Source organism: Marinactinospora endophytica (assembly GCF_054780875.1).
Genome location: NZ_BAAGVM010000001.1, coordinates 306,870 through 327,344 on the forward strand (window position 1 = coordinate 306,870; position 20,475 = coordinate 327,344).

Below are 20,475 nucleotides of genomic sequence, written 5' to 3' on the forward strand. Positions count from 1 at the left end.
ATACCCAATCGTTCGTGTCAGATTCGGCACAGCGGTCACCACAAAGGCGGGCGGCACCGGCGTCCCGGTCCCGACGCGCCCGGGTGAGGACCGCGCCGACAGGCCGGCCGTGCCCCACGGCCTCGCGCACCCCGGGACAAGGTCAGGTGAGAACGTGAGCACGACGGATCCGCGAGCGTGGGCGGAGGGGGTGCGCACCGCGCGTGTCATCGGCACCGGGGTGATGGGACGCGGTATCGCCCAGCTCATGGCCACCGCCGGCCTGACCGTCGAGCTCGCCGACACGCGCGCCGACGCCATCGCCGAGGCCCGCGACCACATCGAGCGGATGCTGCGCCGGGCGGTGGACAAGGGGCGCCTCAGCGCGGAGCGGGCGGCCTCCGCTGTCGCGGCGCTGCGCCCGGTCGGCGACCCGGTGGGCGGCCTCGACGAGTGCGACCTGGTGATCGAGGCGGTCCGCGAGGACCTCGACGTCAAACGGGAGCTGTTCGCCGCGCTGGAGCGGGCCTGTCCCCCGCGCACCGTCCTGGCCACCAACACCAGCTCCCTGTCGGTGACCGCCATCGCCTCCGGCCTGCGCGCCCCGGAACGGTTCCTGGGCCTGCACTTCTTCAACCCGGCCCCGCTCATGCGGCTGGTCGAGGTCGTCCCCGGGGCCCGCACCGCCGCGTGGCTGCCCGAGGCCGCCGCCGCGCTGGTCCGACGGCTGGGACACGAACCCGTGCGCGCGCCCGACACGCCGGGCTTCCTGGTCAACCACGCGGGCCGGGGGCTGGGCACCGAGGCGCTGCACCTGCTCGCCGAGGGCGTCGCCGAGCCCGTCGACATCGACCGGATCGCCCGTGACGTTCTGGGGCTGCGCATGGGCCCCTTCGAACTGTTCGACCTCACCGGCCTGGACGTCTCCCACCACGTGCTGGAGACGATCTGGACCGGATTCCACGGGGAACCGCGGCTGCGTCCGCCGACGGTGACCGGGGCCCGGTTGGCGGCCGGGCTGCTGGGCCGCAAGAGCGGCGAGGGGTTCTACCGCTACGTCGACGGTGTCCGGCAGGAACCGGCGCGGCCCTCGCCCCGGCCGCGCACCGACGTCACCGTGTGGATCTCGGCGCACCCCGCCGACCGGGAGCGGCTCCTCGCCCCGCTCCGCGCCGCCGGCGTCACGGTGAGCGACGCGGCGGCGCCCCCCGACGACGCGGTGGTCCTCGTCGCCCCCTACGGCTGCTCGGCGGCGGTCGCCGCGCTGGAGGCCGGGCTTCCCCCGCAGCGCACGGTCGGGGTGGACCCCCTCGGCGGTTTCGGCGGGCGTCTCACCGTGGGCGTCCATCCGGCGCTCGACCCCGAGGCGGGGCGGGCGGCGGTCGGTGCCCTCGCCGCCACCGGCCGTCCCGTCACGGTCGTGCGCGACGGCCCGGCGCCCGTCGCCCAACGGCTGCTCGCCTCGATCGTCAACGTCGCCTGTTCGATCGCCGAACTGCGCCTGGCCGCGCCGGCGGACATCGACACCGGCGCGCGCCTGGGCCTGGGATATCCGCGCGGCCCGCTGGAATGGGGCGACGCCGTGGGCGCCGAGCGGATGCTGACGATCCTGCGCGGCCTGCACGAGGCCACAGGGGACCCCCGTTACCGGCCGAGCCCCTGGCTGGCCGAACGGGCCGCGCTGGGCCTGCCGCTCACCGAGACCGGGACCCTCCCGGCCGACCTTCTGACCCCCGGACGGGAAACGCCATGACCTTCGACCTCACCGACACCCAGCGCGAGTTCCAGGCGATGGCCGCGGAGTTCGTGGACGCCGAGATCGTCCCCCACGCCCTGGAGTGGGACCGCCGCGAACAGGTCGATCGGGGGATCGTCCGCAGGCTCGGCGAACTCGGCTTCCTCGGCCTGACCCTGCCGGAGGAGTACGGGGGTGTCGAGGCCGACGCGCTGTCCTACACCCTGGTGACCGAGGAGCTGGGACGCGGCGACTCCTCGGTGCGCGGCATCGTCTCGGTCTCCCTGGGCCTGGTGGCGCGCACCGTCGCCACCCATGGCAGCGACGAGCAGAAACACCTCTGGCTGCCGCGGCTGGCCTCCGGCGAGGCGCTGGGCTGTTTCGCGCTGACCGAACCGGAGTCCGGCTCCGACGCCGGATCGCTGCGGACCCGGGCGCGCCGGGACGGGGACGAGTGGGTCATCACCGGCCGCAAGATGTTCATCACCAACGGCCCGTGGGCGGACCTCGCCCTGGTGTTCGCCCGGACCGCCGACGAGGGGAGGCGCGCGATCACCGCGTTCCTCGTCCCCACCGACACGCCCGGGTTCACCGCCAACACGCTGCACGGCAAGCTCGGCCTGCGCGGCCAGGGCACCGCCGAGCTCGTCTTGGAGCAGGTCCGGGTGCCCGACTCGGCCCGGCTGGGCGAGGTCGGCCGCGGCCTGGGGATCGCGTTGGGCGCGCTGACCAAGGGACGGGTGTCGGTGGCGGCGGGCGCGGTCGGCGTCGCCCGGGCGGCGCTGGAGGCCGCGATCGGCTACGCCAAGGAACGCGAGCAGTTCGGCTCTCCCATCGCCGGGCGGCAGCTGGTGCAGGAACTCCTCGCCGACTCCGCCGTCGACACCGAGGCCGCCCGGCTGCTCACCTGGCGGGCGGCGGCCATGATGGACCGGGGGGCCTCGACGAGCGAGCTCGCCACGGCGGCCTCGATGGCCAAGTACCACGCCAGCGAGACCGCGGTGCGCGTCGCCAACAACGCCCTCCAGGTGTTCGGCGGTTACGGCTACATCGACGAGTACCCGGTGGGCAAGTACCTGCGCGACGCCCGCGTGCTGACCCTGTACGAGGGAACCAGCCAGGTGCAAAAGCTCATCATCGGCCGGGCGCTGACCGGGGTCGACGCGATGACCTGAGCCGATCGCGGGGCCGCCCGGACCGCGGCCGGTCCGGGGATGAGAGGGTGGGGCGGAACAACGGAGCGAGGAGGAGGCCCATGCCGCCCTGGTCGTCGGAGCTCGCCGGACGGATCGAGCGGGGGACCATCGTCAGCGACCGGCTGCGGGGAAACCCCTTGGGAGACCCGCACGAGCGTCCCGTCGAGGTGTACCTCCCGCCCGGTTACGACAACGGGGACCGGCGCTACCCGGTCGTCCACATCATCCAGGGGTTCACCGGACACATCGGGATGTGGCACAACCGGACCGCGTTTCGCACGCCGTTCCCCGAGCTGGCCGACGCGATGTTCGCCCGTGGCGATGCGCCGCCGGCGATCCTCGTCTACGTGGACGCCTGGACCTCGCTGGGCGGCAGCCAGTACCTGGACTCGCCGGGCACCGGCGCCTACTCCTCCTACCTGTGCGACGAGGTCGTGGCCTGGGTGGACGCCCGGTATCGGACGATCCCCGACCGCGACCACCGCGCGATCGCCGGCAAGTCCAGTGGCGGCTACGGCGCGATGGTCACCGCGATGCTGCGCCCCGACGTGTTCGGCGCGCTGGCGACCCACGCCGGCGACGCCCTGTTCGACGTGGCCTACCAGCCCAACTTCGCGCAGATCGCGCGGACGCTGCGGGACTCCTACGACGGCTCCTACGCCTCCTTCCTCTCCGATGTGCGTAGCCGGCCGTTCGGCACCCGCGCCGGCGACGCCGAGCTGATCGAGATGTACGCCTACGCCGCGGCCTACTCCGCCGAACCCGACGGAACGGTGCTGATGCCCTTCGACGAGGTGGGCCGTATCGTCCCGTCGGTGTGGCGACGCTGGCTGGACCGCGATCCCGTCCGCATGGCCGAACGGGAGCCCTACACCGAGGCGTTGCGCTCGATGCGCGCGATCTGGATCGACGCCGGGCGGCGGGACGAGTGGTACCTGGACCTGGGGGCGCAGGCGTTCCGGGAGGCGGTCGCGGCCGCCGGCGTGCCGGAGGAGCGGGTCCACTTCGAGCTGTTCGACGCGGGACACGCCGCCATCGAGTACCGCTACGCGCCCGCGGTGGGCTGGCTGCTGGAGCGCATCGCCGACTGAGCAGGGCCGCCCGCGGAGGTCCGTCGTGGAGCGCGGTCGGGTCCCGCGCGGCGGAGCGGCGGAAGGGGCCGGCGCGGGGCGCTCAGTCGCGCGGGGCGCCCAGCAGATGGTGGATGATGAGGTCGACGTAGACGTCGCCGAGCTGGGTGACCGACAGGCCGTCGGAGGGGTCGTACCAGTTCAGCGCGCCGTCGAGCATCTCCAGCACGGTGCCGGCCGAGACCCCGGGGCGGCGTGGGACGAACAGCCCCTGCGCGCGTCCGGCGGAGATGAGGGCGTCGATGTGCTCGCGGTAGGCGCGGAGCAGGTCGGAGATCTCGCGGTGCCGCGCGGGGTAGACGGCGCGCAGCGCCGGTGTCAGGGAGCGGCGTAGTTCCTCTTCGGTGCGGTGCCGCCAGCAGAATCCGACGTGGGCCCGGACGAGCCGGGAGAGGCGCTCGACCGGTGTTCCCGAATCGTCGACGAGCCGTCCGGCCACGAGCGCGCGCGTGGTGCGCAGCGCGATGGCGTGGACGAGGTCGACCTTTGTCGGGAACGCCCGCCGTAACGTCAGGGCGTCGATTCCGGCTTCGCGGGCGATCACCGTCATGTCGACTCGGCTTACGCCGTGTTCGCCGAACAGTCGCGTCGCGACGTCGAGGGCGCGTCCGGTGCGGCGACTGTCGAGAGGAGAGAGGTCGGCCGTCATGATCATCTCTAGCCTGCGTCGGTAGGGGGCGAGGGGATGAGGGGTCGAGGGGGCGGGGGATAAAGGGGCGGGCAGCGGGGCACTGCCGGGAAACGCCTTCCAGGTTCGGTTACGAATCGGTTTCGAGGATAGCGCCGCCCCAGCCGTGCTTTGCGGAAAAAACGGGGATGTGCGGCAACAGGCTCTGAGAATTCTTACTTTCTCCGGAAGGTGTGGAACGCCTGTTTGAAATGAACCGAATTCATTTATCTGGGGAGAACGACGCCATCAGAGGGCGGAAGGGACGGAAGATGCGCCGGAGCGTGCGCACCCCGATCGAGATCAACGCGCCACGGGAAGGCCACCGGTGAGCGTCGCGACGTCGGCCGGCCGGTCGGTGATGAGCGCGTCCACCCCCATGCCGATCAACCGCGCCATCTCGCCCAGGTCGTTGACCGTCCAGGCGCACACCCCGTACCCGTGCCGGTGGACCTCGGCGACGAGTTCGCGGGTCAGCAACGGCCAGTAGGAGTTGTAGAACCGGGGCCGCAGCTCCTGCCACAGACTCGCCGGCGGGAGATCGGGGCGGTCCCAGGTCAGCGCGAGCTGGATGTCGGTCCGACACGCCCGCAACTCCCGCATGGCCTCGATCGACCCGCAGTACAGCACGTGGTCCGACGCGCCGTGCTCGGCGACCAGCGTGTCGGCCGCCAACGCGACCTCGGGCGAGGTCACGTCCAGCATCAGGGGTGGGGCCGGCGGACGGCCGAACTCGGCGAGGACCTCCATCAGGGTGGGGATGCGCCGGTCGCGGCCGTCCCCCAGCGCGGCGAGCTCGGCGAGGGTGAGGTCGGACACGGGCCGGTCCAGTCCCCAGAACCGTTCCAGGGTCTCGTCGTGCAGGAGGACCACGTGCCCGTCGGCGGTGACCTTGAGATCGATCTCGATCATGTCGGCCCCGGCGGAGACGGCGGCGCGGATGGCCGGAAGCGTGTTCTCGCGGAACCGGATGGGGTCGCCGCGGTGCGCGATCGCCAGCGTCATGGATGCCTCCGATGGGCGCGACGGGACCGGCGTCCGGGTGCCGGCGCGCCGGGCTACTGCGTCAAGAGTGCCAAAGGAGGGGAACGCGCGTGGGGCCGATCGGTGAAAATCCGGGAAGTGCCGACCGGTTGCGATCGGGGTCACGCGGGGGGCGGGTGCGGGGGTGGCCGGCGGACTGGGAAACTTTTGGAGTGGCGGATACGTCTGTCACAGTGACACACACCGACGACGGCAAACGAATCCGAAGGCGAAAGATGATCCCCGACCAACGGCGCGAGCACATTCTGAAGCTCTTGCAGGAACGCCACGTTCTCAGCATCAACGAGCTCACGTCGATGTTGTCCGTCTCGCACATGACGGTGCGGCGCGACATCCAGGCCCTGGAGAACGAGGGCAAGGTGCTGTCGGTCACCGGTGGTGTCCGTCTGGCCGCCCGGCTCAAGAGCGAGCCCTCCTACCTGGCGAAGGCGCAACTGGAGGTCCCGGCCAAGCGCGCCATCGCGCGGGCCGCGGCCGAACTGGTCCGGGAGAACTTCACGATCTTCCTCGACGCCGGGACGACGACGCTCCAGATGGTGCCGCTGCTGACCGACAAGGTCGGGCTCACCGTGATCACCAACGACTTCAACGTGGTCGGCCACCTCATGGAGTACCCCAACATCGAACTGATCCACACGGGAGGGCTGGTCGCCCACGCCGACCACTCCTCGGTGGGACAGTTCTCGGCGGAGTTCCTCAGGAAGGTCAACGTCGACATCGCGTTCATCGCGAGCAGCTCATGGGACGTCGAGCGGGGGTCCACGACGCCCTCCGAACCCAAGGTCATGGCCAAGCAGCAGCTGCTGCGCATCGCCTCCAAGAGCGTCCTGACGGTCGACAGCACCAAGTACGGCAAGTTCGGCACGTTCCGGGTCGCCCAGCTGGAGGAGTTCGACCTGATCATCAGCGACGACCGGCTGCCCCAGTCGGCCATCGAGGAGATGCGCGAACGCGAGGTGCGCCTCCAGCTCGTCTCGCCGGAGTGAGCGGCGCCGGGCTGCTCAGTCCTCCCCGGTGTCGGGGTCGGGGGAACAGTGCAGCTCGAGCTGGACGCCGTCGGGATCGGTGAAGCTCATCAGCGACCCCGAGTCGCAGTGGACGATGGGGGAGTGGTCGACGTCGAGCTCGGTCAGCCGCTCCTCCCACGTCTCCAGGTCGCCGACCCCGGCCACCTCGAAGGCGATGTGGTCGACACCGGCGTGGCGGGGGTCGAAGCGGGCGTTGAAGTGGTCCCGGTGCTGGGTCAGCGCCAGGACGAGACCGCAGGGGTGGTGGCAGGTGGTGCGTAACCACTGGCCGTCGTCGCGTGTCTGGTACTCGCGGAAGCCCAGCACGTCGCGGTAGAACTCCACACTCGCGTCACGGTCGCGGACGGACAGGGTGATGTGGGCCAGGCCCGTTAACTGGGGCACGGAGACCTCTCTACGGCGATTCTGCGCCCGAAGCATTCGGGGAGGGAACAGCGTAAGCACGATGGCCCAGCTTACGCCGCTGTTTCCGGCATGCAAGTTTCTGTTAATAATTGTGCTGTTTGGTCCTTGCGTGACATTGGCCGCACGCCGTTCCGTCCGCTCCACGGCCCCCGGAACCGGCCGTGTCCGCGCGTTCCCAGGGCTTCCGCCGGCCGCGCGCGGCCGGCGGAAGCCCCCGGTGTGGCGATCACCACCCCGCGTTCCGCGAGATCACCCCCGAGGCCGCCAGGTGCCCTGCGCCACGTCGGGGGTGAAGTGGTCCAGGTCCTCGGCGCCCGTCAGGTCCACCCGCCGGCCCTCCTGGGCCGAGCGGTAGGCCCCCATCAACAGCCGGGTCACCAGGAGACCGTCGTGCAGGCTCTCCGCCGGCGGCACCCCGTCGAGGAAGCGGGTCACCATGTGCCGGTTCTCCTCCGTGTAGCCGTAGGCGCCGGGCTCGTCGGGCAGGACCGGCATGAGACCGCCCTCGGCGTTCTGCTTCTCCACCAGGTCCTCGCCGGGCTTCCCGGCGATCTCGCGGCTCAGGAACACCTTGGCCTCGGTGTCCAGGCTGTTGACCGACATCGCGTACTCCGGGCCGAGCAGCTCGAAGGTCAGCCGCAGACCCGCGCCGACGTAACTCCACGACGTCGTCCCCTCGACGATCACCTCGTCGCCGTCGCCGTTGCGGTAGACGACGGTGGCCCGCGCGTAGTCCTCGGAGGGGGAGCGCCGGTAGTCCACCTCCGGGCCGTACCGTTGCACCAGGTCGTCGGCGTAGGCGGGGCGCGACCACTTCAGGCTCGCGATCGTGGCGTCCACGCTGATCGGGGTGAGCCACTGCGCCATGTCCACGCCGGGCGGGGTCAGCAGGAAGCGGCCCGCCTCCATGCTGTGGCACATCATGTCGTTGAGGACGCCGCCGCCCTGCTTGTCCCCCTGCCAGAACCAGGCGCGGTGCGGCCCGCTGTGCTCCTCCGCGCACCTGGCCAGGTAGGGCGATCCCGCGGCCGACGCGCCCCGCGCCCACACCAGCTCGTGCGCCCGGGTCACGCCCGGCGCGAACACCTGGTTCTCCAGGTAGCCGTGCAGCAGCCCGGCCTCCTCGACCAGCCGGACCACCTCGGCGGCCTCGGCGACCGTGCGGCCCAGGGGCTTTTCGATCGCGATGCCGCGCAGCCGGGCCCGGCCCGACCGCACCTCCTCGGTGATCGCGCGCACCGTCTCCAGCCGGACGTGGTTGGGCGTGGTGATCCAGACCGCGTCCACGGCCGGGTCGCGTACGAGCTCGCGCACGTCGGCATAGCCGACCGGATCGCCCACCCGCAGCTCCCGGGCGAGGTCGCAGACCCGCTGGACCGTCTCCTGGTTGCGTCCGCCGACCGCCACCACGTCGGCGTCCCGCACCCCGCGGAACGCGCGGACGTGGAACTCCGCGATGAAACCGCTTCCCACGATCGCGACGCCAAGACGATTACTCACCTGCTCATCTCCGTTTCCTGTCGGGTGTAGCCGGAAGGGGATGCGGACTTATTGCCGCAGCCGTTTCTGACGTCCGTAGGCCGACAGCACCACCAGCAGGACCAGCCCGTAGATGATCTGCCGCGGCGCGTCTCCACCACCGCCCACCTGCAACACGCGCAGGAAGGAGTCGAGGACGGTGAGCAGGATCGCGCCGATGATCGTGCCCAGGTAGCCGCCGATCCCCCCGATGAGCGCGGTCCCGCCCACGACCGTCGCCGCGACGCTGGGCAGCATGTAGGGGTCGGCCAGGCGCAGGAACACGGTCTGGGTGTAGCCGAGCAGGAGCAGTCCCCCCACCCCGGCGAACAGCGACGACAGCACGTAGGCGCTGGCCTTCACCAAGCGGGGGTTCACCCCGGACAGGTAGGCGGTGGTGGGGTTGCCCCCCACCGCGTACAGCCGCCACCCGTAGGAGGTGCGCCGCAGCAGCCAGATCACCAGGACCGACAGCCCCAGCCACAGCCACAGCACCCCCGGGATGCCGGCGACCGTGTCGCCACCGACCAGCGAGCGCAGGGCGGGCGCGGCCGATCCGGCCGGCCGGCCACCGGTGTAGAGGCGGATGAAGCCGTAGACGACCGAGATCATCCCCAGCGTCATCACCAGCGGGGGGACCCGGAACACCAGGATCCCCGTCGCGTTGAGGGCGCCCACCACGGCCGCCGCGCCCAGGGCGAGGGCGACCGCTCCCACGAAGCCCTCGTTGGACCCGTCCATGTGGCGGGAGGCGACGATGGCCGCCAGGGTCGCCGTGGCCCCCACCGACAGGTCGATCCCCTCGCCGCCGGCGATCACCACCAGGGTCTGGCCGATCGCGATGACGCCGAGGAACGACGCCAGCACGAGCAGCGTCACGATCTGGCTCCACGAGGCGAAGGCCGGGGAGACCAGCGCGGCCACGCCCCACAGGACCAGGGCGGCCACCCCCGAGACGACGATCGGGTCGCGTGCCAGCCGGCGCAGGACCCCTGTTGCGCGTCCGGGGGCGTTGTCCCCCTGCTCCGCCGCGCGCGGTCGCTCGACCGTGCTCATGAGCGTCCCCTTCCACCGTCCGAAGTGCCACCGCGGGCCGTGAGCAGGCCGGCCAGCGCGATCGCGACGATGATGATCGCGCCGTTGACCAGTTCGCGGGCGTTGGTCGGGACGCCCGCGAAGAACACCAGGTTCTGGATGAGGGTGAGGACGATGGCGCCGAGGATCGCGCCCCCGGCCCCGCCGGCCCCACCGCTCAGCCGGGTCCCGCCGATCACCAGGGCCGCGATCGAGCCGAGCGTCAGTTCATTGCCGATGAACGGGTCACCGGAGCCGGAGTTGGCCAAAAGCGCGATCCCGGCCAGCGCCGCCACCGTCCCCCCTGCGGTGTAGGAGAACACCCGCACCCGCGCGACCGGCACCGCCGAGGCGTAGGACGCCCCCGCGTTGCCGCCCACTGCGTAGAGGTACTGGCCGATCCGGTGCGCGCGCAGCAGCCGCCAGGCCAGCCACAGCACCAGCAGCAGCACGGCCGGGACCGGAAGCAGCAGGGCGATGACCTGCCGGTAGCCGCCGGTGATCTCCGCCGGGACCGTTCCGCCCGGCGTGGGCAGCACGAGCAGCGCCAGCCCGCCGAACACGTAACTGGAGGCGAAGGTCGCCACGATCGGCTGGAGCCGCAGCACCGCCACCACGAGCCCGTTCAGCAGACCGCACGCCGCGCCCGTGGCCAGCCCGGCCGCGAGCGCCAGTGGCACCCGGCCGGGATCGCCGTCCATGAGCTGCACGGCCACCACCGAGGACAGCGTCACGATGGTGCCGATGGACAGGTCGATGCCGCCGGCCAGCACCACGATCGTCTGCGCCACCGCGATCGTGGCCACCGGCAGGATCGTCGCGAAGTTCGAGGTCAGGCCGTAGGGGGTGAAGAAGTTGTGCTGCATCAGCGCCGAGGCGGTCACGGCGACCACGAGCAGTGCCGCGGTGGCGGCCGAGGGCATGCGCGTGGCCAGCAGCGCCCGCGACACCCGGCGCGTGGCCGGCGGCGGGGCGGCGGTGGGGGCCGGCGCGCTCATGAGCCGACCTCCGTTCCGGTCACCCGCATCGCGGCGGCCACCAGCGTCTCCTCGGTCAGCCGTTCGCCGTGGACGTCGTCGACGACCCGTCCCTCGAACATCACCAGCACCCGATCACACACCTCCACCAGCTCCCGGTCGTCGCTGGAACTGACGAGGACGGCCACGCCGGAGGCGGCGAGGTCGCGGACCACGCCGAACAGCTCGGCCTTGGCGCGGACGTCGATCCCCTTGGCGGGATCGTCCATCAGCACGACCCGCGGCTCGGTCGCGAACCACTTGCCCACGACGACCTTCTGCTGGTTGCCGCCGGACAGCGTCGCCACCGGGTCGTCCAGCGAGCCGTACTTCGTCGCCATCCGCCCGGCCGCCGAACGCGCGGCCTCGACCTCGCGCCGGCGCGACAGCCCGACCCCCAGCAGCGCCCGCCGCGCCAGTGACGGCAGCGCCATGTTCTCCAGGATCGGCCGGCCCAGCGCCAGGCCCTGGGTGCCCCGGTTGCCGGGGACGTAGGCCAGTCCGGAGCGGACGGCCTGCTTGGGCGAGCGCGGGCGCACCTCGCGCCCGTCCACCAGGACCGTCCCGGAGTGCCGGCGTTCGGCCCCGAACAGGGTCGCCAGCAGCGATCCCTGCCCCTGCCCCTGGAGCCCGCCCACGCCGACGATCTCGCCCGCGCGGACCTGGAAGGACACCTCCTGGACCCGCGGCCCCGACAGGTCCCGCACCTCCAGGCGCACCTGTTCGCGCGCCGTGGAGGGGGCGGCGCCCACCGCGGCCATCTCCCCGACCATCAGCTCCACCAGCTCCTGCTCGGGAAGCTCGCCGACGGTGACCGTGGTGACGTCGGTGCCGCCGCGCATGATGGTGGCGCGGTCGCACACGGCACGGATCTCGGCCAGCCGGTGGGTGATGAACAGCACCAGCACGCCGGCCTCGCGCAGCTCCTCGACGACGTCGAACAGCACCTCGACCTGGCGGCGGCGCAGGGAGGCGGTCGCCTCGTCCAGCACCAGCACGCGCGGGTCGCGGACCAGGGCCTTGCAGATCTCCACGACCTGGCGTTCCCCCGGATCCAGGCCGAGCACCCGCTCGTCGGCGGGGACCCGGCCGCCGAAGGCGTCGGCGAAGCGCTCCAGCCAGGGCAGCGCGATCCGCCGGGCCTGCGCCCGGTCGCGCAGCCCCCACCTGCGGGGCTCCACGCCGAGCACGAGGTTGTCCACGACGGTGAAGTCCTCGACCAGCGACAGTTCCTGGTAGACCGCGCTGATGCCGGCTTCGAGGGTGTCGCGGGGGCCGCGCGGCCGGAGGGGACGTCCCTCCAGCCGCACTTCACCCGCGTCGGGTTCCACAACGCCGGTGAGCACCTTGAGCAGGGTGCTCTTGCCGGAGCCGTTGGGGCCGAGCACCGCGTGCACGGTTCCGGCCTCGGCGGCGAAGTCCGCCCCGGCGAGCGCGGTGACACCGCCGTAGCGTTTGCGCACACCGGTCATCTGCAGATATGGGGTTGGCACGACTCGGTTCTCCCTGCTCCGCGGGGATCGGCGGTCTACTGGAAGTAGGCGTCGGCCTCTTCGGGCGTGATCGCGTGGTCCACCGCGTAGGTGTCGGCCTCGCCCTCGACCTCGGCGAAGCGCTCGTCGAAGTTCTCGTCGGTGACGGTCTCCGGCATCGGCAGGTACAGGGTGTTGCCGTCGAGCGTGTCGGGGGCGAACTCCTCGCCCTGGAGCAGACGGACCGCGATGTGCAGCGCGGAGACCGACCCCGAGGGCGGGTTGGGCACGCCGATGCTGGAGTAGTCGGGGTCGGCCTCGCGCTGTTCCGCCCAGCGCTTCATGAAGCCGACGCGGGCCTCGCCGGTGATCGCCACCTCGTCGGTCAGGCCCTCGGCCTCCAGCGCCTGGAAGGCCCCGAGCGCCATGCCGTCCTGGACGAAGACGCCGTCGACGTCGGGGTGGCTGGCGAGCAGGTTCTGCGTCACCTGCTGGCCGGTGGCCTGGTCCCAGTCGGCGAAGTCGTTGGCGACGACCTCCACGCCCGCCTCGTCGAAGACCGCGGAGGCGCCCTCCCAGCGGGCCTCGTTGGCGGGGTGGCCGTCAACGCCGTTCACCGCGATGATCCGGCCGCCCTCGCCGACCTCCTCGGCCAGCCAGCGCGCGGAGATCGCGGCCCACTCGCCCTGGTCGATGACGACGTTGGTGACGTGCTCGGAGCTGACCGCCTGGTCGATGGCGATGATCTCGATGCCCTGCTCGGCCGCCTCGGCGAACACCTCGTTCAGGGCGGTGGGGGAGTTGGGGTTGACGATGATCGCGTCCACGCCGGAGTTGACCAGGTTGCGGATCTGCTGGATCTGGCCGTTGACGTCGACGTCGGCGCTCTCCACGACGAGGTCGTCGACCACGCCCTCCTCCTGGTAGGTGGCGAACGCCTCCTCCAGGGTCGTCAGCATCTGCTCACGCCACTCGCTGCCGACGAATCCGTTGCTGACACCGATCGTGAAGGGACCCTCGGCGGCGGCACCGTCGCCACCGCCGCCCCCCGCGTCGGGGGTGCTGCACGCGCTCGTGGTGATCAGGAGTGCTCCGGCCGCCAGTGCGACGGCGCGGTACCGGTGCGGAAACGAACCCATCTGTGCCTCCAGGGGGTGGTGCTACCGGGCCGCCGTGGGCGGCCGGGGGGATGGGGTGGCGCCGGGCCGGTGGGCCAGGGCGCGGTCGATGTGGCCGGGGGACAGGACGCGGTCGATGGCCAGCCGGCCGGCGCCGAGCGCGCCGCCGAGCTCCCCCGACCTGCTGGGGACGACGGTGAGCCGGTGCGTGGCCAGCGGCAGCGACCGCTGGTAGATGACCTCGCGCATACCGGCCAGGAGCGGTTCGTGGACGTGGGCCATGACGCCGCCGACGACGATGGCCTCGGGGTTGAAGAAGTTGACCAGGCCGGCCAGGACGTCGCCGATGAGCCGGCCGCCGTCGCGGACCATGCGCAGCGCGGTGGGGTCGCCCTGGTTGACCAGGTCCACGACGGCGCGGCCGTCCTCGGCGGGGATCCCGGCGGCGGTGAGGCGTTCGGCGAGGGCCGCGCCGCCGGCGACCGCCTCCAGGCAGCCGGTGTTGCCGCAGCGGCACTGGGCGTCTCCCGCGTCGGGTACGCGGATGTGCCCGATGTCGCCGGCGCTGCCCTGGGCGCCCCGGTGCAGCCGCCCGTCGGCGATGATGCCGCATCCGATGCCGGTGCCGACCTTGACGAACAGCAGGTGACGGGCGTCGGGGTGGGCGTAGCGGCGCTCGCCGAGCGCCAGGACGTTGACGTCGTTGTCGACGAGGACCTCGACGTCGTAGCGGTCGGTGAAGAACTCGGGGATGGGATGGTCGTGCCAGCCGGGCATGATCGGCGGGTTGGCCGGCCGGCCGGTGGCGAACTCGACGGGGCCGGGGACGCCGATGCCGATCGCCTTGACCGTGGCGAGCGGCCGGCCCGTCTCGGCCAGGAGCTCGTGCATACGGGTGTCGATGTGGCGCAGGACCGGTAGGGGGCCCATGTCGATGCGGAGGGGGTCCTCACGGGTGGCGAGGAGGGTCCCGCCGATGTCCATCAGCGCGACGCGGCAGTGGGTGGCGCCGAGGTCCACGCCGATGACGCAGTTGTCACGGGTGTTGAGCCGCAGCAGGCGCGGCGGCCGTCCGCCGGTGGAGCCGCCGGGGGTCGTCTCCTCGACCAGGCCGTACTCGATCAGCGCGTCGACCCGTTGGCCGATGGTCGAGCGTGCCATGCCCGTGTGACGCACGAGGTCCGCCCGGGTCTCGGCCGCCCCGCGGCTGATGAGGTCGAGCACGTCTCCTGGTGAGGTCACGAATGTCTCCGACTTCCCCTGTTTGTGTGGCGTAGCGCACAAACTAGGCAGTCTTTTGGAGATCGTCAACGGAACTTATGTCGAAGATCGACGGAAGTAACCGAATCGTGTTCTACTCGCGGGTAACCCAGGAGTGGCTGTCGGGTCAGGCGTCGGCCGGCGCCGGGGAGCGGTCGCCGGCGATGTACCAGCGGGATCGCACCACCAGGACCGCGACCGCGAACGCGGCGAACGCCGCCCCCGTCGTCAGGGCGAACGCCCCATGGTGGCCATAGCGCTCCGCGAGGTCGCCCGCCACGGCCGACCCCAGGGACTGGCCCAGGATGAGCGCGCTCAACATGATCGTCATCGCCTGCGCCAGCCGGGTGGCCGGCGCGCTGCGCTCCACCAGGGCGAAGATCGTCACCACGTGCGGGCCGATCGCGCTGCCCAGCAGGAACATCGCGGCCAGCAGCGTCCACAGGTCGGGGGCGACGAACAGCAGCAGGGAGAACAGCCCCAGGCCGAGCGAGGCCGCGCGCAACCGCAGGGTCAACGCCACCCGGGCCGGCACCGAGGCCATCAGCAGCCCGGCCGCCGCGCTGCTGACCCCCATCACCGCGTACAACAGTCCCGACAGGTCGCCGTGGCCGATCTGCTGGCTGTAGGCGGTCACGCCGGTCGACGTGCTGCCGAAGAACATCCCCTGACAGGCCATCGGCAGCGCCAGCACGAACAGGCCGAGGCCGCCCACCCGACCGCCGTCGGACTGCGGCGGCGCTCCGGGCAGGGCCGTGGGGTGCAGCGCGAACACCGAACCGAACACGCCCATGAGGACGGCCGCGCCCAGGACGCTCATGGCCGGGTCGGCCGCGAGCGCGAGCAGGCCCACCAGGGCCGGCCCCACGACGAACCCGGTCTCGTCGAGCACGCCGTCCACCGACAGCGCGGCGGCCACCGAACGCTCCCGGTCGTGGGGGGAGCGTCCGGCGATGGAGATCCAGCGCGCCCGGGCCAGTGGGCCGATCTGCGGCATGGCCAGCCCGGCCAGGATCGCCAGGACCGCGAGCGTGGGGGTGCTCGCCCCGGCGAAGACCGCGGTGACCAGAACACCGATGAGGGCGGCGTCCACGAGGGAGGCGGTCAGGACGACCGGGCGCTGCCCGCGCCGGTCGGCGAGGCGGGCGATGACGGGGCCGCCCACCATCTCGCCCAGCGCGAGCGCCCCGGAGACCAGTCCGCCGGCCGCGACGCTGCCGCTCTGGGTGGTCACCAGGGTCAGCACGCCGATGAGGGACATGGAGACCGGCAGGCGGGCGAGGAAGGAGGCCGCCAGCAGGGGAGTGCCGGCGATCTCACGCATCCGGCGCAGCGCGGCGAGGGGGGACATGGCACTCCTGGTCGTTTCGGGCGGCGCTCCTGGTCGCGAGGGGGCGAAGAGGGGGACCCCGTGTGCGTGGAGGGCGGGGATTCATCCCATCACCTGGCGTTTACCCGGCCAAAGATACCGTCTCGTCGCGCAGGTGCCGCGCGTTCACGAAGATGGCTGCATGGAAAGTACTTGCCAAAGTGGAAAGTATTTGCCATCCTGCACACGGGAGGACGGCCGAACGGCCGTCCCTGGAAGGAAGGCGGGGACACCATGAACGACGGCATCTCGCGCGGGGAGGCCCGGACCGCCCTGACCACGGCGGGCGTCATCGACGCCAAGGTCCGTGCGACCGGACGCTGGTACGCCTCCTGGGCCGCCTGCTACGCCGTGCTCACCGCCGGATGCACGGCGGTCCTCGGACTGTTCCCCGGCCCGGGCGTGATCGTGGTCGCCACGCTGACCTGGGCGTCCGCCATCGCCCTGCTCACGGCTCTCGCGCAACGTCGTTCGGCCACGGTGCCCCGGGGCCAGGGGCGGCGCCACGGCATGATGATCCTGGCCTGGGCGCTGCTCTACGGCGCCGTCCTGCTGATCGGCTTGTACCTGTTCCCCGGCGAACCCGCCTGGTGGATCCCCGGCGCCCTCCTCACGGCGGTGCCGCCCGCGGTGGCGGCCTGGCAGACCCTGCGCGCGACCACGGAGGCAGGCCGGCGATGAGGCATCCACGCGGCAGGATCGACGAGGTCATCCACGCACCGGTCCGGTTCTCGATCGTGGCGGTCCTGGCAGCGGCCGACCAGGCCGATTTCAGGTTCGTCCGCGACACCGTCGAGGTCAGCGACTCGGTGCTGTCCAAACAGGTGACCACCTTGGAGAAGGCGGGGTACGTCACCGTCCGCAAGACCTCCGTGGGGCGCCGCCCCCGCACCCGGCTGTCCCTGACCGCCGAAGGGCGCGACGCCTTCGAACGGCATGTCCAGGCGCTCCGCGACATCGCCGAGGGCGTGGCGGTGCCCTCGGGAACCGAGGCGGAGGGACAGGAGTGACCGGGCGGCGGTGGCCGGGAGCGGCCGCCTCGGAGGGGGCGACCCTGCCGGGGTGGTGCGGCGCGAGCGGCCGTGCCAGGGTTCCCCTCATGAGCTCCCACGCCACCCTGCACGTCGTCACGGTCTTCCTCGGGGACGGGGGGACCGGCGGCAACCCCCTCGGGGTCTTCCTCGACGCCGCACCCCTGCCCGCCGCCACCCGCCAGAGGATCGCGGCCGACCTCGGCTTCTCCGAGACGGTGTTCGTCGAGGACCGTTCCACCGCCGGACTGCGCATCCACACCCCCGCGGTCGAACTGCCCCTCGCCGGACATCCCCTGGTGGGCACCTCCTGGCTGCTGCGCCGCGAGGGGACGCCGGTCGACGTCCTGCGTCCTCCCGCCGGCGACGTCCCCACCTGGTCCGAGGGCGAGTGGACCTGGATCCGCGCGGATCCGGCCCTCGCACCGGAGTTCGACACCCGGCAGTTGGCGACCCCCGCCGACGTCGACGCGCTCACCGAGGGCGAGCGGGGGGTGGAGCTGCACGTGTGGGCCTGGGAGGACGAGACCGCGGGGACGGTCCGGGCCCGGGTGTTCCCCGACGGGATGGGCATCGCCGAGGGCGAGGCGACCGGGGCCGCCGCGCTGCGCCTGGGCGCGTTGCTGAACCGTCCGTTGACCATCCACCAGGGCCGCGGGTCGCGCATCGAGGTCCGTCCCGATCCGGAGGGGACGGTACGGCTGGGCGGACGCTGCGCCCTGCTGGAGAAGCGCTCCTACCGGCTCCCCTGACCTGCCGGAAGAGGGGGTGGACCCCTGTCCTTCGACGGTGTCCCGGCGAGGGGGCGGCCGGTAGCGTCGAGGGCATGGGGACACCGACGACGGTCGACGGGGGCGGGAGGGGCCGGCCGGGCCGGGGCGAGCTCGCCGTGGACGCGCTGCTCGTCGTGGCCACGGGACCGCTCCTGCTCATGGAGGCGCTGCTCCGTGAGCTGAACACGGCCGACGGCATGTTCACCGTACGGATCGCCGTCGCGCTGCCCCTCCTCCTCGCCCTGCCGGTGCTCGCCCGCTTCTCCTCGCTCGTCGCCGTACCGGTCGCCGCGGCGGCCACGCTCCTGCTGTCCTGGTTCGCGCTGCCGCTGCTGGCGCTGTCCTACCGGGTCGGCCGGCACCGGCCGGTGAACCGGGCGGTCGTCGTCGTGTTCGCCGGGATCGCGGCGGGGGGTGCCGCCGTGGTGGCCGTGGACGGGCCGGCGCACAACGGCGTCTGGTTCACCACGGTGGCGGGCTTCCTGCTCGCCGTCGTCCTGCCGTGGCTGGTCGGCACCCACCGGCGTCAGCAGTTGGAGCTGCTCTCCGCGGGCTGGGAGCGCGCCGAGCAGCTTGAACGCGAACAGCGGATCACCGCCGAACAGGCCCGGCTGCGGGAGCGGGCCCGGATCGCCCGGGACATGCACGACTCGCTGGGCCACGAGCTCAGCCTCATCGCGCTGCGCGCGGGCGCCCTCCAAGTCGCCCCCGACCTGTCCGAACGGCACCGGACGGCGGCCGGCGAGCTGCGCGAGAGCGCGGCCGTGGCCACCGATCGGCTGCGCCAGATCATCGGGGTGTTGCGCGACGACTCCGAACAGGTCCCCACGGAGCCCGCCGATGACAGCGTCACGGCGCTGGTCGAACGGGCGCGGGACTCGGGGTTGGAGGTCGCCTTGACCTCCACGGGCACCCCCGAGGTGCTGGCACCCATGGCGGATCGCGCCGTCTACCGGGTGGTGCAGGAGGCGTTGACCAACGCCGCCCGGCACGCGCCGGGCTCCGCCGTGGAGGTCCGCGTCGACCACCGGCCCGGCGAGGTCGTCGTGGAGGTCGGCGATGACGGCGCCCGCGGCGGCCCGTCCCTCGGCGCGAGCGGCGGGCGCCACGGCCTGATCGGCCTGGGCGAGCGGGTCCGGCTGGCCGGCGGGACGTTTCGGGCGGGGCCGCGTGATGAGGGCGGCTGGGCCGTGGAGGCGCGCATCCCGGTGAGCGGTGTCGCGGCGCGGGCGGCGGCCGAGCCGGCCGAGTCCGTCGCCGACCAGCGTGTGCGCGCCGCGGACCGCTACCGCCGTGCCCGCTGGCGCGTGGGCTGGGGCATGGTCGTGGTGCTGGGCCTTCCCGCGCTGTGCGTGGCGGGGCTCATGCTGGTGGGGATGGTGTCGGGGCTCCAGCGGTCGCTCCACAGCGAGCTGCCGCCCGAGCGGTTCGCGCTGCTGAGCGTCGGACAGGACCAGGCGTCGGCGGAGGCGGTGCTGCCCGAGGTCCAGGAGGAGTCCCTGGCGAGAGAGGAACAGCCGCCGGTACCGCCGGGGGCCGAATGCCGCTACTACCGCTCCGGCTCCTCCCTCGACGCGGGCGCCGGCCACCGGGTCCACCGGTTGTGCTTCGCCGATGGCGTTGTGGTGGCGAAGGACGCCTACGATCCGTACTGACCCGTTTGGCGGTTCCTGGGAGTGTCGGGATTGTCACACCGCCGTATGTTCGCAGGTGACCGGTGTGGCCGGAGAGAGGGGGACAAGGCATGATCCGGGTGCTGCTGGCCGACGACGAGGCGATGATCCGCGCCGGTGTGCGGGCGATCCTGAGCGCGGATCCGGAGATCGAGGTGGTGGCCGAGGCCGCCGACGGCCGCGCGGCGGTCGAACTGGCACGCAGCCACCGGCCCGACGTCGCGTTGCTGGACATCCGCATGCCCCGGTTGGACGGGCTGGCCGCGGTGGCGGAGATGCGGCGGGCGGCGCCCGCGACGGCGGTCGTCATCCTGACCACCTTCGGCGAGGACGACTACATCGCGCGGGCGCTGGGAGAGGGGGCCAGCGGCTTCCTGCTCAAGGCCGGTGACCCGCGGGAACTCCTGGCGGGGGTGCGCGCCGTGGCCGAGGGGGCGGCCTTTCTGTCGCCGCGGGTCGCCCAGCGGGTCATCGCCGAACTGGGGGACGGCCGGATGGCGCGTGGCGCCGAAGCGCGCCGCCGGGCCGGTGAGCTGACCGAGCGCGAGCGGGACGTGCTCGCGCTGCTGGGGGAGGGACTGTCCAACGCCGAGATCGGGCGCCGGCTCCACCTGGTGGAGGGCACGGTCAAGAGCTACGTCAGCGCGATCCTGGGCCGGTTGGGCGTGCGCAACCGGGTGCAGGCGGCCATCGTCGCCTACGAGGCGGGTCTGGTCGCGCAGGACTGAGAACGCGGGGTGGGGACGAGCCGGTCCTGACGGTCGGTTACCGTGGCCTGGGTCGATGTCCTGTCTTCAGATGAGAAGTCCGGGCAAGTGAGTGGGGTAATTCGCCATAAACTCTGACTTATGCGACATTTGTCGTTACTGACCGGTAGGTGACAGAGCCGACCGGCGGATTCACCACGTCGGAAGCGCATCCCGCAGAGAGCGGGGGCGCCGATGCGTCATCGGGGGTGTCGGTGGGAGAGATCGTGCGTGCGGTGTT

The 20,475-nt window shown here is 72.3% G+C and carries 19 protein-coding genes; 9 read left to right on the top strand and 10 right to left on the bottom strand.

Translation table 11 applies throughout. The annotated features are described in order from the left end of the window. The first annotated feature begins 154 nt into the window (after window positions 1-154). The 3 genes from ACYVHU_RS01355 to ACYVHU_RS01365 all read left to right on the top strand — a co-directional run bounded on the left by ACYVHU_RS01355 (window position 155) and on the right by ACYVHU_RS01365 (window position 4,001). Entirely contained in the window at window positions 155-1,732 is a 1,578-nt protein-coding gene (locus ACYVHU_RS01355; RefSeq protein WP_498947370.1) for a 3-hydroxyacyl-CoA dehydrogenase, read from the top strand. Continuing rightward, window positions 1,729-2,889: an acyl-CoA dehydrogenase family protein gene (locus tag ACYVHU_RS01360; protein WP_078760286.1), complete on the top strand. Its 1,161-nt coding sequence runs from the start codon at window positions 1,729-1,731 to the stop codon at window positions 2,887-2,889. Before ACYVHU_RS01355 ends, ACYVHU_RS01360 begins: the two co-directional genes overlap by 4 nt. 80 nt (window positions 2,890-2,969) lie before the next feature. Then, window positions 2,970-4,001 carry an alpha/beta hydrolase gene (locus ACYVHU_RS01365; RefSeq protein WP_078760287.1) on the top strand — a complete coding sequence of 344 codons (1,032 nt, stop codon included), beginning with the start codon at window positions 2,970-2,972 and terminating at the stop codon, window positions 3,999-4,001. Between the two features lie 82 nt (window positions 4,002-4,083). Here the strand turns inward: ACYVHU_RS01365 and ACYVHU_RS01370 are convergent, their stop codons facing one another. Together ACYVHU_RS01370 and ACYVHU_RS01375 are read right to left on the bottom strand one after the other, a co-directional pair. After that, window positions 4,084-4,689, bottom strand: coding sequence for a TetR/AcrR family transcriptional regulator (locus ACYVHU_RS01370; RefSeq protein WP_498947371.1), 606 nt, complete (start codon window positions 4,687-4,689; stop codon window positions 4,084-4,086). Between the two features lie 321 nt (window positions 4,690-5,010). Next, the gene (locus ACYVHU_RS01375; RefSeq protein WP_078760288.1) at window positions 5,011-5,712 is read right to left on the bottom strand and encodes a glycerophosphodiester phosphodiesterase; all 702 of its coding nucleotides are present in this window, start codon (window positions 5,710-5,712) and stop codon (window positions 5,011-5,013) included. A gap of 254 nt (window positions 5,713-5,966) precedes the next feature. On the opposite strand from ACYVHU_RS01375, the gene ACYVHU_RS01380 reads away from it, so the two are divergent. Beyond that, window positions 5,967-6,737, top strand: a complete 771-nt coding sequence (locus ACYVHU_RS01380; protein WP_078760289.1) for a DeoR/GlpR family DNA-binding transcription regulator — start codon at window positions 5,967-5,969, stop codon at window positions 6,735-6,737. A gap of 15 nt (window positions 6,738-6,752) precedes the next feature. On the opposite strand, the gene ACYVHU_RS01385 is transcribed toward ACYVHU_RS01380, so the two are convergent. The 8 genes from ACYVHU_RS01385 to ACYVHU_RS01420 all read right to left on the bottom strand — a co-directional run bounded on the left by ACYVHU_RS01385 (window position 6,753) and on the right by ACYVHU_RS01420 (window position 15,993). Continuing rightward, window positions 6,753-7,163 carry a VOC family protein gene (locus ACYVHU_RS01385; RefSeq protein WP_078760290.1) on the bottom strand — a complete coding sequence of 137 codons (411 nt, stop codon included), beginning with the start codon at window positions 7,161-7,163 and terminating at the stop codon, window positions 6,753-6,755. A gap of 270 nt (window positions 7,164-7,433) precedes the next feature. Continuing rightward, window positions 7,434-8,684 carry a Gfo/Idh/MocA family protein gene (locus ACYVHU_RS01390; protein WP_078760291.1) on the bottom strand — a complete coding sequence of 417 codons (1,251 nt, stop codon included), beginning with the start codon at window positions 8,682-8,684 and terminating at the stop codon, window positions 7,434-7,436. Between the two features lie 48 nt (window positions 8,685-8,732). Beyond that, window positions 8,733-9,758: an ABC transporter permease gene (locus tag ACYVHU_RS01395; RefSeq protein ID WP_078760292.1), complete on the bottom strand. Its 1,026-nt coding sequence runs from the start codon at window positions 9,756-9,758 to the stop codon at window positions 8,733-8,735. Continuing rightward, window positions 9,755-10,774: an ABC transporter permease gene (locus ACYVHU_RS01400; RefSeq protein WP_078760293.1), complete on the bottom strand. Its 1,020-nt coding sequence runs from the start codon at window positions 10,772-10,774 to the stop codon at window positions 9,755-9,757. Before ACYVHU_RS01400 ends, ACYVHU_RS01395 begins: the two co-directional genes overlap by 4 nt. Continuing rightward, complete coding sequence (locus ACYVHU_RS01405) at window positions 10,771-12,285, bottom strand: sugar ABC transporter ATP-binding protein (RefSeq protein WP_498947372.1); 1,515 nt, start codon at window positions 12,283-12,285, stop codon at window positions 10,771-10,773. Before ACYVHU_RS01405 ends, ACYVHU_RS01400 begins: the two co-directional genes overlap by 4 nt. Before the next feature lie 35 nt (window positions 12,286-12,320). Continuing rightward, complete coding sequence (locus ACYVHU_RS01410; RefSeq protein WP_078760295.1) at window positions 12,321-13,403, bottom strand: ABC transporter substrate-binding protein; 1,083 nt, start codon at window positions 13,401-13,403, stop codon at window positions 12,321-12,323. A gap of 21 nt (window positions 13,404-13,424) precedes the next feature. Continuing rightward, window positions 13,425-14,624, bottom strand: a complete 1,200-nt coding sequence (locus ACYVHU_RS01415) for an ROK family transcriptional regulator (RefSeq protein WP_235000736.1) — start codon at window positions 14,622-14,624, stop codon at window positions 13,425-13,427. Window positions 14,625-14,769: 145 nt separating this feature from the next. Continuing rightward, window positions 14,770-15,993 (bottom strand): MFS transporter, encoded by a 1,224-nt coding sequence (locus ACYVHU_RS01420; RefSeq protein WP_078760296.1) that lies wholly within the window; start codon window positions 15,991-15,993, stop codon window positions 14,770-14,772. Between the two features lie 252 nt (window positions 15,994-16,245). On the opposite strand from ACYVHU_RS01420, the gene ACYVHU_RS01425 reads away from it, so the two are divergent. The 5 genes from ACYVHU_RS01425 to ACYVHU_RS01445 all read left to right on the top strand — a co-directional run bounded on the left by ACYVHU_RS01425 (window position 16,246) and on the right by ACYVHU_RS01445 (window position 20,216). Beyond that, window positions 16,246-16,692, top strand: a complete 447-nt coding sequence (locus ACYVHU_RS01425) for a hypothetical protein (RefSeq protein ID WP_078760297.1) — start codon at window positions 16,246-16,248, stop codon at window positions 16,690-16,692. Further along, entirely contained in the window at window positions 16,689-17,021 is a 333-nt protein-coding gene (locus ACYVHU_RS01430) for a winged helix-turn-helix domain-containing protein (protein WP_078760298.1), read from the top strand. Before ACYVHU_RS01425 ends, ACYVHU_RS01430 begins: the two co-directional genes overlap by 4 nt. Window positions 17,022-17,110: 89 nt before the next feature. Next, on the top strand, window positions 17,111-17,794 hold the full coding sequence (locus ACYVHU_RS01435; protein ID WP_498947373.1) for a PhzF family phenazine biosynthesis protein: 684 nt from the start codon (window positions 17,111-17,113) through the stop codon (window positions 17,792-17,794). A gap of 74 nt (window positions 17,795-17,868) precedes the next feature. Continuing rightward, complete coding sequence (locus ACYVHU_RS01440; protein WP_078760300.1) at window positions 17,869-19,470, top strand: sensor histidine kinase; 1,602 nt, start codon at window positions 17,869-17,871, stop codon at window positions 19,468-19,470. An 89-nt stretch (window positions 19,471-19,559) separates the two neighbouring features. After that, a complete protein-coding gene (locus ACYVHU_RS01445) occupies window positions 19,560-20,216 on the top strand; it encodes a response regulator (protein ID WP_078760301.1) in 657 nt (218 codons plus the stop codon). Window positions 20,217-20,475: the final 259 nt, after the last annotated feature.

What these genes read in the sequence shown, in the direction of transcription:
- ACYVHU_RS01360 (WP_078760286.1), top strand. Translation starts at nt 1,729, where the DNA reads ATGACCTTCGACCTCACCGACACCCAGCGCGAGTTCCAGGCGATGGCC.
- ACYVHU_RS01365 (WP_078760287.1), top strand. Translation starts at nt 2,970, where the DNA reads ATGCCGCCCTGGTCGTCGGAGCTCGCCGGACGGATCGAGCGGGGGACC.
- ACYVHU_RS01370 (WP_498947371.1), bottom strand. Translation starts at nt 4,689, where the DNA reads ATGACGGCCGACCTCTCTCCTCTCGACAGTCGCCGCACCGGACGCGCC.
- ACYVHU_RS01375 (WP_078760288.1), bottom strand. Translation starts at nt 5,712, where the DNA reads ATGACGCTGGCGATCGCGCACCGCGGCGACCCCATCCGGTTCCGCGAG.
- ACYVHU_RS01380 (WP_078760289.1), top strand. Translation starts at nt 5,967, where the DNA reads ATGATCCCCGACCAACGGCGCGAGCACATTCTGAAGCTCTTGCAGGAA.
- ACYVHU_RS01395 (WP_078760292.1), bottom strand. Translation starts at nt 9,758, where the DNA reads ATGAGCACGGTCGAGCGACCGCGCGCGGCGGAGCAGGGGGACAACGCC.
- ACYVHU_RS01400 (WP_078760293.1), bottom strand. Translation starts at nt 10,774, where the DNA reads ATGAGCGCGCCGGCCCCCACCGCCGCCCCGCCGCCGGCCACGCGCCGG.
- ACYVHU_RS01410 (WP_078760295.1), bottom strand. Translation starts at nt 13,403, where the DNA reads ATGGGTTCGTTTCCGCACCGGTACCGCGCCGTCGCACTGGCGGCCGGA.
- ACYVHU_RS01420 (WP_078760296.1), bottom strand. Translation starts at nt 15,993, where the DNA reads ATGTCCCCCCTCGCCGCGCTGCGCCGGATGCGTGAGATCGCCGGCACT.
- ACYVHU_RS01425 (WP_078760297.1), top strand. Translation starts at nt 16,246, where the DNA reads ATGAACGACGGCATCTCGCGCGGGGAGGCCCGGACCGCCCTGACCACG.
- ACYVHU_RS01430 (WP_078760298.1), top strand. Translation starts at nt 16,689, where the DNA reads ATGAGGCATCCACGCGGCAGGATCGACGAGGTCATCCACGCACCGGTC.
- ACYVHU_RS01435 (WP_498947373.1), top strand. Translation starts at nt 17,111, where the DNA reads ATGAGCTCCCACGCCACCCTGCACGTCGTCACGGTCTTCCTCGGGGAC.
- ACYVHU_RS01440 (WP_078760300.1), top strand. Translation starts at nt 17,869, where the DNA reads ATGGGGACACCGACGACGGTCGACGGGGGCGGGAGGGGCCGGCCGGGC.
- ACYVHU_RS01445 (WP_078760301.1), top strand. Translation starts at nt 19,560, where the DNA reads ATGATCCGGGTGCTGCTGGCCGACGACGAGGCGATGATCCGCGCCGGT.